The following is a 10,305-nucleotide window of genomic DNA, read 5'->3' as shown; positions in this document are numbered from 1 at the left end:
TAGTTCTTTCTCATCCTCCCTTCCATAAGTTTTATCTTTTTTAACAATTCATTTTCAGCTTTTAATAGGTTTCGTTCCGCTTCCAAACGCGCATATTTCTCTTCTAATGTAGGAGAAGCATTGTCTGGTGGTAAGATGAAGCTTAAAACATATAAAGTTGAAGGAACAGAATATGTTTGGGGCGATGACATAATTAAAGTGAACAATACTTTAAACACATACGCTCAACAAAATCGTTATAAAACTAATCAGTATAAAACTCTATCAAAAATTGCATTAGCTGAAATGGCTGCTAAAACAAATGTGAAAAGTTATGATGAAATCTTAGTTATAACGGGCGTTCCAAGCCAGGAAATCGGAACAAAAGCCGTTGATGAAATTAAAGAAGTTTATCAAGGAGCTCATGATCTTGAGGTGAATGGTAAAAAAGTATCGATTAATGTTGTAGATGTTATTGTTCTTGCTCAACCGGTAGGAACAGTTATGAGCCGTTATTTAGATGAAGATGGATTTGTTGCAGATGATACTTATGAAGATATGACAGTAGGTATTATTGATATCGGAACTGGTACAACAAGATTTAGATGTAATCTCTATGCTGCGTCGTGAAAAAGAATCTACTTCTGTTCCAAAAGGAATGCATGATGTTTATGAACCAATCGTAGCTAAAATTAAAAAAGAAACAAGTGCAACTATTAATGATTATAAATTAGAAAAAGTATTTGAAGAAGGTGCTTACCAAGCTTCAAAGCGTATGGATCCAATTGATTTTAATGATGAAAAAACTGCATCTATTAAAGAAGTTTATGATTTTATCGTAAACGGAGTAAATAATGCATGGAAAACATTTGACCGTTTTGATGAAGTGCTAGTTTCTGGTGGTGGCGCGAATACATTCCATGAGTTATTGGAAGAATGGATTGGTAAAGTAACAAAATTAGAAGAAAGCCAAACTGCAAACGTGGAGGGCTTCTACAGATACGGTAAATTCGAGGTAGGCGAAGAAGATGGCGAATAAGACATACCTTCTGTCTTATGATGATGTATTAGATAAAGACATTAAAGAGTGGTTAGAATCTTTACCACGTAATAGAAAAGCTGAAATGGTTCGTGCTATTAGACAATACATGCATACAAGTGGTTCTATTATTATTTCTCCAATGAAAGAAGAAAAAGTAGAGCCTAAAAAAGTTGAAAGAAAACGTCCTAAGTTAGGTAAGGGCGGTAATTTCGAAAAAGAGTAATTACAACCGAATATAAAAAGAGAACGCTCTTCACAGCTTGCCGGCACGAAAGAGCGTTCTCTACACTTTGAAAATCTGAAAGGATGATTTAACAATGTCAAATACCCTATTCAAATTAACTACTAGTGAGCCTATTCTACCACAAACTCGTAGTAAAAAGGAACTGTTCGGAACAATCCGCTCATTCTTTGCGAAAAAGTGCCAGAGATTAAATGAGTGGTTTGGTATTGAAGAATGTAAATCAGATCGTATTTGGTACTATGGAACATTATCACTTATGTTTTTTCTTCCTACTGCTACTTATGTTATTTCTAAATTAATATATTAATATGGTCGTAATGTATGATATTACAAAAAAGAGGGCGCCACAGCGGAGGCCACTGAAAAAGTGGTTACTTTGAGAAAATAACACGCATTTTATCAATATGTTGAAATTAAAAAGGATCCCATAACCTTTATATAGTAGGTGGTGGGATCCTCTTTCTTATGAAGTGGAGTTTTTCAGTGCCCTCCCACAGCGTCCTCTTTTTTAGGTATTTAAATATGTTCTCCATGATCAGTATAAACATCACCGTATTCGTATGCTGGTGCAGGCGGTCTACCATGGTCAAGAGCAACCACTCCAGTATTTCCATGTGCCTTATCTTCATAACTAGAAACATAATCTGGTCGTTGTGGTGCAGGCGGTCTACCATGATCAGCTTGTGATGTATAAGATTCTGCAAAACTTCCAATAGTTAAAACAGCAGCAAAACTAACAAATCCCATTAGTACTTTTTTCATTTTAACGCACTTCCCTTCTGAAGCAATTCTTTAGCATCATAAGATATATTAAAATATTGGCTAGCTTTCTCATGATTACCTTCTTGATAAAGTTTTTTCGCTAAAATTCCAGAGTACTCTTCAATAAAGCCATAAAGTTTTTGGGATTCAAAGTAATCTAGCCCATCTGCAATCGTTGTTTCTAGATTCTGCTTATAATTTTCATCATATTGTGCTCGAAGTATTCGTAAATGATGTGTATATTCAACATCAGCTAATTCAAAGCCTTCAGTCAAAAATTCTTGTGCTTTTTCAATTTCATTTACTTTGAAATGTTCTCGAGCCAGTAAGAATACAGTTTTATGATATGGTTTTTCAGATTTATATACATCCATTAAATGTCGAATTGCAGTTGCGGATATACCTTGTTTTGCATAAAGGAAACCTAAGTTATACTGAATTAAGGTAATTAGTCGAGTGCAGTTATGTTTTTTAGCCATATCCAAACATTTAACAAAAAGTTCTTCGCCTTGTTCAAACTGACTTAAAGTGACACTTGCCAACCCCAGGATTGTATCGCATTCAATTTGATTTATTACATAATCTTCATGTTTTTTGTATATGTCTTTTGCTTTCATTACATGCTTAATTGTTAATAAAGGTTGTTGAAGATGGTAATATAGTTCACCAAGTTTATAATTAAATTCAGCTTTTTCAATGTCATTAGGAATATACTCTAAAAGTCGTTCAGCTTCTTCAAATTGCTCCATAGCTTCCATATAGTTAGCAATCATGGTGTTATGCACAGCTTTATAGAAATGGTAGTAGTATTTTAAATACTCATCAATAGTTTTTGTTGTAAGTTTTTCAACTGCATCAAAATCACTACGAGTTACATATGATTTATTTATTAACACTTTATAACTATAATCCAATAGGGAATAATACAATAAGAGATTTTGATCTTGTAGATCTCGGTTTTGTTCGACCATTAAGACACTAATCTTTTCATCAACTTCTTCTTTCATTCTTGTTGCTTTTGTTATTTGCTTAGATAGAATAACTTTATACCATTCATTTAATAATTTTGTAACTTTCTCATTATTCAGAATTCTCATATCGCAATCTCCTTTATTTAGTTTATATAAAATCAATCATAACAAAGTTTAATTGTAATAAGTTGTAAAAAATAACTTTATAAATACAATTCGGAATTTTTAAAATATTTTTTATCAATTGACGTAAATTTATCGGTAAATTGTTAGATTGTAAAGATAGGATTATTTATATAAAAATCATTCTTAATCCAGTAATGACATGGTTTTAAGAAGGTTTGTCGAATTGTTTTGTGAAAACTTTAATCTGAATATTGTTTATTTTTTGGATTTTATAGTCTATTATCAGGGGTGTGCTAGTAAATACCGGTAAATTAGCATAAATTTTCAAAAGAATGGAGATGTTATTATGGGTTATAAAAATTTATTAAAGAAAAAAACAATCCCAATGTTACTAGTTGGTGGAATGTTAGCTAGTACTGGATGGGGTGCAGGTAATGCATATGCAGATTCGCCTACAGCACCTGAAGCTGCTAATTCATCCGCAAAATTTGCAGGTGTAACATCACCTTTGGATACTTCAAATGCAGACTTTGAAGTATTATACAGCGAAACAGTAAAATTTGATGAAAATGAAAACGTTATTAATAGAGAGGTTTCAGGCACTGAAACTCGTACAAGTAATACGCAGGGAGTAATTATTGCTGATGGTAGTTTCAATTGGAAACATGCTAGTAGTAAAGATTCAAGCAATAGAATTAATAAAGACAGTTATAATGTAGGACTTATTTTAGTAAATGGATTATCTTCTTATATTCCTTGGAAACCAGTACAGGTTACAGCACAAGTAGTCGCAAGCGGATTAATGTATTTTAATCAACCTTCTGTTACGTATTATCATACTGAAGCATACAGAGATATCGATGCTGTTAACCATTATGTAAAAACAGTAACGGATACAATTAAAAATGGTAAGAAAGTATACACTGATACAAAAGTTATGAAATATACAAGATAAAAAAGAGAACCGAACTAGACTATTTATCTAGTTCGGTTTTCTTTTTATATAAACGATTTATTAAGTCAATAATCCATGAATTAATAATAACTACTGTGAAAATTACAAACAAAGCTACAATATTTTCATTAGAAGCTATATATGGTATAAACGTACCGCGCACTAAAAAGAATATAATTAGAGCGAATGCAATTGCCCAAATAAATTTTAACATTAATTCACCTCCTCTAAAAAATACAAAAGTAATTTTAAAATATAACTATTCTGTTTTGGAAATAAGATTCCTTTTAGTATGTACTAAGAATTATAGAAAAGGGGTCCAGAAAACGGATATTTTTTGTTCTGCATATCCATGTTTTGAGGTTGTATGTTTCAATAATAGAACGAATTAACATATATTTTTGGTTAGGTCGTAACGTTAGTTCTTTCTCATCCTCCCTTCCATAAGTTTTATCTTTTTTAACAATTCATTTTCAGCTTTTAATAGGTTTCGTTCCGCTTCCAAACGCGCATATTTCTCTTCTAATGTAAGTTCTCTCTCTAGCTTTCTTCCTGAGTTTTCTTTACGCGTATCTCTTAGACCAAATACACCATCTTTCTTATAGGAAGTACGCCACCGATTTCCTGATGATATAACACGTTGTATGCCAATGATTTCTACATCAAATCCACATTCTTCAAAAATAATGCGAGGGGGTTTTCCTTTTTCGTTTTCTTTAATGAAAATACGCTTGAATTCGTCGGTATAAGTAATTCCTTTTGGGCTGACCGATTTTACGTATCGATTTTTTGATAGTATTTCAATTTCTTTTTCTGTAAATAGTTTTTTCGTCATTTTGAAATGTCTCCGATTCTCATTTTTCTCTCATTATACAAGAAATACCCTATAGAATAGACCTTTTTTTAAGTGTCTATCCTATAGGGTACATTTTATAGCATCGGCTCTTTTTTATTGATGATTTCGCATAATCCACTCTGCATGCGCATTTGTAGAGGGTGGTGACTCTGGTACTTTTTTGTTTGCAGCAGGTTTCTCCTCATTATTTGCACCTGATTGTGAAGATGTATTTTTGTTTGCATCTTTATTTTGCTCTGCTGTTCCTTCGTTTGTATCGGTTGTTGATTCTGTTTGTTCATCAGCTTTTCCGATATTTTTCTTAATCGAATTACGAATAACTTGCATGCTTATTTCATCTGGAATGAAGTAATAGATTCCATCTATTTTTTTGTCTTCTCCTTCTAGTTTTAACGTTTCGATATGAGAAGGATCGAAATCAGAAAATTTCTTGTAAACAGCAAGCCCATCAAAGATCGGTATATCAGTTTTTATATATTTTCCAACGACATCTGCTAAATCTTTAATTTTAAATACGGTTGATGCAGAGTTCAATTTGTGTATAACAGCAGCAAGTACTTGACGCTGTCTTGCGGCACGGCCGTAATCTCCATTTGGATCCTGCTTTCGCATGCGAACATAAGCAAGAGCTTCCTCCCCATTTAAATCGTGCTTTCCTTGTTTAAAGTGGATTTTTTTATCATAGTTCGTATCGGAACGTTCCCAAAAATCAAATGGGACATCGACAGTAACGCCTCCCACTGCATCGACAATTCCTTTAAATCCTTTAAAGTCAATTTTTACATAGTGATCAACAGGAACTTCTAAAAAGTTTTCAACAGTGTCTATTGCCATACTTTCTCCGCCATAAGCATGTGCGGCATTGATTTTGTCTTTTCTATTCTTTCCTGCAATCGTTACCCGTGAGTCACGTGGAATGCTCATGAGGGAGACCTTTTTAGATTTCGGATCCACGGTTGCAAACATAAGGGAATCCGTTCGACCGTTTTGCCCATCTGTTGCATAATCTTCAATCCCCATAATAAGAACGGTAAACGGAGTTTTTGTGATTTCTACATCTTCTGCACGTAACTTGGATTTATCGCGTGTAAAGCCATTATACATTTCCATAAGTGAAGAGTAAGAATTAAGAAAGTATAGCCCTACACTGCCAAATAGGCATGCAAAAATAAGAAAGAGAACCAATTTACGTCTACGTTTCTTTTTTACTCTTCTTTTTTGGAGATGATGATAACGATCTTCCATATATAATCTCCTTTTAATGTAAGGTTATAATCTTAGCTATTCTATTTCCATAATGGAAGTTAGAATAGTCTTTTATATTTGTCACTCAGAACAAGATTTATTGTGGGACATCTTGTTCGAGGTATAGCATATCGTCTTCTTTAATTGTACATTGCCCATTTGTTAGTTCAATCATCCAATCGGTAAAGTTTTGTTTCTGATCTTCTTCTACATACGTAGCAAACGTTACGTTCTCTAAGTACTGTATATCTTTGATGGCATACTCAGAGTGGCGCAATTCATTCTCAACTTTTCCGAGTAATGTATAGTCAATCTCTGTTTTCATCACACGCATTAGTTTTCGTTCGACTATACCTACATGGTTAATCCCTTCACTTGTACATTTTCCGTATGCGCGAATGAGACCGCCTGCCCCTAGTTTAATACCACCAAAGTAACGTGTAACGACAACGACGGTATCTTTCAAACCGCGTTTTTTAAGTACTTCTAGCATTGGAACGCCAGCTGTACCGCTCGGTTCGCCATCATCATTTGCTTTTTGAATTTGATCTTGTTCGCCGATTAAATAAGCAGAACAGTTATGCGTCGCATTCCAATGTTGTTTTTTTATTTTTTGGATAAATGCTTGCGCCTCTTCTTCAGTTTTGGCTCGGCTAATATAACAGATAAATCTTGATTTTTGAATGACAATTTCGTGCTCACCGTAGCCTTTGATTGTTAAATATTGTAATAACAATGATATACGCCCCTATCTTTCGGAATCACTAGTATTTACATTGTAAAAGGGAGCGTTTTTAGATTCAAACATTTTTTAAAAATATATCGTAAATTTAGGCGGAGATTTAATGTTTTTATTGTAATTTGTTGATGCTTTTATTATAATTTTTAACCAGCATTTTCATACATTAATGCACCTTTTCTAGTTTTCGTGTAAAATTAGAAATAAAGTGAAACTTTAATCAGTGGGGGGTTCTTCATCCATCACTGATTATGAGCCCTCACCAATCGGGCTGTTACGGGCATTCCTACTCCCACCTATCTTCTTTGTTACTCTTTGAACCTTGAGGTGGGAGTCTTACTGCCCTAAAATAGCGGAATAAAAAATTTTTATAAGGTAGGTACGAAAATGAGAACAGCTATTGTTACTGATAGTACAGCATATATACCAAAGCATATTCGTGAAGAACTCAATATACACATGATTCCATTAAATGTTGTTTTCGGAACAACATCTTATCAAGAGGAAGAAGAGATAACAGCTGATGATTTTTATGTGAAAGTACGTGAACAAGAAGAATTGCCAAAGACTTCTCAGCCGGTAATCGGAAAGTTTGTCGAGCTGTTTGAAGAATTAGCAAAAGAATATGATGCTGTTATTAGTATCCATCTTTCAAGTGGGATTAGTGGGACATATCAAACAGCGACAACAGCTGGACAGATGGTCGAGGGTATTGATGTGTACGCATATGATTCTGAAATCAGTTGTGAAGTGCAAGGGTTTTATGTTCGTGAAGGGGCAAAAATGGCGCGTGAAGGCAAGACACCTGAAGAGATTTTAAAGCGATTTGATGAGATGAAAAAGACGATTGATGCATATTTTGTTGTGGATGATCTACATCATTTACAACGAGGCGGTCGTTTGAATAGTGCGCAAGCGTTTATTGGAAGCTTACTTCAAGTGAAGCCGATATTATATTTTAGAGATAAAGTTATTATTCCTTTTGAAAAAATTCGTACGCGCAAAAAAGCATTAAAGCGCATTGTTGAAATCTTTGATGAGCAGGCGAGTAAAGGGCTGCCAATGGAAGCTGTTATTATTCATGCAAATCGTGAAGAGGAAGCAGAGGCATGGAAGCAAGAATTGCAAGAGAAATATCCACATGTTACAATTCGAACTAGCTATTTTGGAGCTGTTATTGGTACGCATTTAGGAGAAGGCTCGATTGGCTTAGGTTGGTATACAAAATAAAAAATGTAAAAGCTCTCTTTTTTGAAGAGAGTTTTTTTACGGATTGGTATGTCCGTTCATCCTACCATTTATTTCTATTTTGGAAATGGAAGTTTTATTGTTCGTAGGTCCTCAATTTGAGAAGACTAGTTAGCAGTGGTGAGGGAAAAATGCGGATTAAATTCCCGCTTTATTTGACAAGTAAATATTTAGGAATGATAAAATGTACATAATTTAAAATGAAGAAAGTTTTATTGCTTACTTTTTATAAGAAACTATATTACAATAAAAGAGAGGTGAAACATATGGAGCATAATTCTTGCTTATGTCCAAAGTTCGAGTCGGCCTTCACACTGCTTAGTAAGAAGTGGACGGGGTTAATTATTAAATCTTTATTAGAAGAGCCGAAGCGTTTTAGAGAAATCGCTGATATTATCCCGAATATGAGCGATCGTATGTTGTCAGAGCGTCTAAAGGAATTAGAAAGCGAAGGCATTGTTGTTCGTAATGTGTATCCAGAAGTACCTGTCCGAATTGAATACGGACTAACTGATAAAGGAAAAGCACTGGAGAGTGTTATGAACGAGGTTCAAAATTGGGCTGAAAAATGGGTGAAATAAAAGTAAGTTAAGTAATGCTTTGTATACTGGAAAAAACGTAGGGCGATCCTACGTTTTTTCTGTAACAAATAGATGACAATTATATAAAAAAACGATGTTTTTTCTTAAGATTCTACAAATACATATAGAATTAGAGCTGGTTTGTGCTTGGATTTTCGAAAGAATATTACATTTATTTTACAAAAACGTAACATTGACAAAAAAACTGCCGAATTATGGTATAAGTTTTAATAGATTATATTCGGAAAAGAAAGCGGTGTAAAAACAAAATGAAAAAGCTAAAGATGGCATCTTGCGCATTGGCTGCAGGAATGATGTTTTCAGTGGTAGCACCAAATGTATTCGCAGAAAAGATTGATGACGTAAAAACACAAATTAATGCACAAAATGATACTTTACATAAACAACAACAAGAACGTGATGAGCTTCAAAAGCAAATGAATGACTTAAATAAAACGATTCAAAACTTAGATAAGTCTGTTCAAGAGAATACAGCGAAGCTTGATGAAACAACAAAAAAAGTTGCTGAAACAGAGCAATTAATTGAGGAGAAAAGTAAGCATATTGCTGAGTTACAAACAAAGATTTCTAAACGTGAAGAATTGCTGAGAAAACGTTTAGTAGCACTTCAAGAACAACCAAATACGAACGTTGTAGCAGAGGTTGTTGTGAACTCTAAGAACATTGCTGATTTAGTAGATCGTTTAACTTCAGTTTCTAAAATTTTTGAATCTGATGAAGATATTATGAAAACGCAACAAAGCGATCAAGAAGCTGTGAAAAGAGACGTTGAAACAGTTAAGCAAAAGCAAAAAGAGCTGAAAGAAGCACAATCAAAAATTGAAGCAGCAAAGAAAGAGCTTGATGCTGAAAAAGCAAAAAAACAAGAAGCGGTAAATGAATTAAGTGCTAAAATGGACACTGTTGTAAAAAATATGACAAGTACAGAAGGTCAATTAAAAGAGCTTGAAAAGCAAGCGTTATATTTACAACAATTAGCTGAAAAAGAAGAACAAGAAAAAGAAAAGGCTGCACAAGAAGCGGCTGCTCAAAAACAAGTAGCAGAGGCTCAAACACAACAAGCAGCTCCGCAAGAACAGCCTAAAAAAGAACCGAAAAAATCAGCTCCAACTCCTGCGCAAAACCCAGCTCCAGCTCCTGGTGTAATTGGTAAAGCACAGCAATATTTAGGTATGCCATACGTTTGGGGAAGTGCATCTCCATCAAACGGTGGTTTTGACTGCAGTGGTTTCATCTCTTATGTTTATGGAGTAGGTCGTCAAGATGTTGCTGGTTACTGGAACTCTGTTTCTAAAGTAAGCAGTCCACAACCAGGAGATTTAGTATTCTTCCAAGGTACTTACAAAGCAGGTCCATCTCACATTGGTATTTATGTTGGTAATGGACAAATGATTCATGCTGGTGATAAAGGTATTGCATACTCTAGCTTAAGCAGCAGTTACAATCAAAAACATTTCTTAGGTTATGGTAGATTCTAAGATTTGTAACATATAAAACATGTGTATAAAGTCGATAGCTTACTATTTTATAAGTAGG

At 34.1% G+C, this 10,305-nt stretch carries 13 protein-coding genes and 1 pseudogene; 8 read left to right on the top strand and 6 right to left on the bottom strand.

What is annotated here, in order from left to right; translation table 11 throughout:
- Positions 1–120 precede the first annotated feature (120 nt).
- The 4 genes from MR059_RS15440 to MR059_RS15425 all read left to right on the top strand — a co-directional run bounded on the left by MR059_RS15440 (position 121) and on the right by MR059_RS15425 (position 1,572).
- Complete coding sequence (locus tag MR059_RS15440) at positions 121–609, top strand: ParM/StbA family protein (RefSeq protein ID WP_242161889.1); 489 nt, start codon at positions 121–123, stop codon at positions 607–609.
- Positions 596–1,018, top strand: a complete 423-nt coding sequence (locus MR059_RS15435) for an acetate and sugar kinases/Hsc70/actin family protein (RefSeq protein ID WP_242161888.1) — start codon at positions 596–598, stop codon at positions 1,016–1,018. Before MR059_RS15440 ends, MR059_RS15435 begins: the two co-directional genes overlap by 14 nt.
- Complete coding sequence (locus tag MR059_RS15430) at positions 1,008–1,244, top strand: hypothetical protein (protein ID WP_210351851.1); 237 nt, start codon at positions 1,008–1,010, stop codon at positions 1,242–1,244. Before MR059_RS15435 ends, MR059_RS15430 begins: the two co-directional genes overlap by 11 nt.
- Positions 1,245–1,338: 94 nt before the next feature.
- Positions 1,339–1,572 carry a hypothetical protein gene (locus MR059_RS15425; RefSeq protein ID WP_210351850.1) on the top strand — a complete coding sequence of 78 codons (234 nt, stop codon included), beginning with the start codon at positions 1,339–1,341 and terminating at the stop codon, positions 1,570–1,572.
- A gap of 209 nt (positions 1,573–1,781) precedes the next feature.
- Here MR059_RS15425 and MR059_RS15420 read toward each other — a convergent pair whose 3' ends face one another.
- Together MR059_RS15420 and MR059_RS15415 are read right to left on the bottom strand one after the other, a co-directional pair.
- A complete protein-coding gene (locus MR059_RS15420) occupies positions 1,782–2,027 on the bottom strand; it encodes a hypothetical protein (RefSeq protein WP_012096189.1) in 246 nt (81 codons plus the stop codon).
- Positions 2,024–3,124, bottom strand: coding sequence for a response regulator aspartate phosphatase (locus MR059_RS15415; protein WP_176371964.1), 1,101 nt, complete (start codon positions 3,122–3,124; stop codon positions 2,024–2,026). Before MR059_RS15415 ends, MR059_RS15420 begins: the two co-directional genes overlap by 4 nt.
- Positions 3,125–3,470: 346 nt before the next feature.
- On the opposite strand from MR059_RS15415, the gene MR059_RS15410 reads away from it, so the two are divergent.
- Positions 3,471–4,079 carry a hypothetical protein gene (locus tag MR059_RS15410; RefSeq protein ID WP_012096187.1) on the top strand — a complete coding sequence of 203 codons (609 nt, stop codon included), beginning with the start codon at positions 3,471–3,473 and terminating at the stop codon, positions 4,077–4,079.
- A gap of 19 nt (positions 4,080–4,098) precedes the next feature.
- Here MR059_RS15410 and MR059_RS15405 read toward each other — a convergent pair whose 3' ends face one another.
- The 4 genes and pseudogenes from MR059_RS15405 to MR059_RS15390 all read right to left on the bottom strand — a co-directional run bounded on the left by MR059_RS15405 (position 4,099) and on the right by MR059_RS15390 (position 6,916).
- A complete protein-coding gene (locus MR059_RS15405) occupies positions 4,099–4,293 on the bottom strand; it encodes a hypothetical protein (protein WP_041810129.1) in 195 nt (64 codons plus the stop codon).
- 115 nt (positions 4,294–4,408) lie between these two features.
- Positions 4,409–4,914 (bottom strand): annotated as a pseudogene (locus tag MR059_RS15400) (HTH domain-containing protein); the annotation flags it as partial.
- Between the two features lie 114 nt (positions 4,915–5,028).
- Positions 5,029–6,180, bottom strand: a complete 1,152-nt coding sequence (locus tag MR059_RS15395; RefSeq protein WP_012096186.1) for an LCP family protein — start codon at positions 6,178–6,180, stop codon at positions 5,029–5,031.
- Between the two features lie 97 nt (positions 6,181–6,277).
- A complete protein-coding gene (locus tag MR059_RS15390; protein WP_012096185.1) occupies positions 6,278–6,916 on the bottom strand; it encodes a YigZ family protein in 639 nt (212 codons plus the stop codon).
- Positions 6,917–7,306: 390 nt separating this feature from the next.
- Between MR059_RS15390 and MR059_RS15385 the strand changes: the two genes are divergently transcribed.
- From MR059_RS15385 to MR059_RS15375, 3 genes are all read left to right on the top strand, one after another.
- Positions 7,307–8,149, top strand: coding sequence for a DegV family protein (locus MR059_RS15385; RefSeq protein WP_242161887.1), 843 nt, complete (start codon positions 7,307–7,309; stop codon positions 8,147–8,149).
- Between the two features lie 284 nt (positions 8,150–8,433).
- Positions 8,434–8,748, top strand: coding sequence for a winged helix-turn-helix transcriptional regulator (locus MR059_RS15380; RefSeq protein WP_012096183.1), 315 nt, complete (start codon positions 8,434–8,436; stop codon positions 8,746–8,748).
- 269 nt (positions 8,749–9,017) lie between these two features.
- Positions 9,018–10,247, top strand: coding sequence for a C40 family peptidase (locus tag MR059_RS15375; RefSeq protein ID WP_012096182.1), 1,230 nt, complete (start codon positions 9,018–9,020; stop codon positions 10,245–10,247).
- Positions 10,248–10,305: the final 58 nt, after the last annotated feature.

This window comes from Bacillus cereus group sp. BfR-BA-01522 (genome assembly GCF_022662635.1).
Lineage (GTDB): Bacteria > Bacillota > Bacilli > Bacillales > Bacillaceae_G > Bacillus_A > Bacillus_A cytotoxicus.
This window is presented reverse-complemented; position numbering and strand designations above follow the sequence as displayed.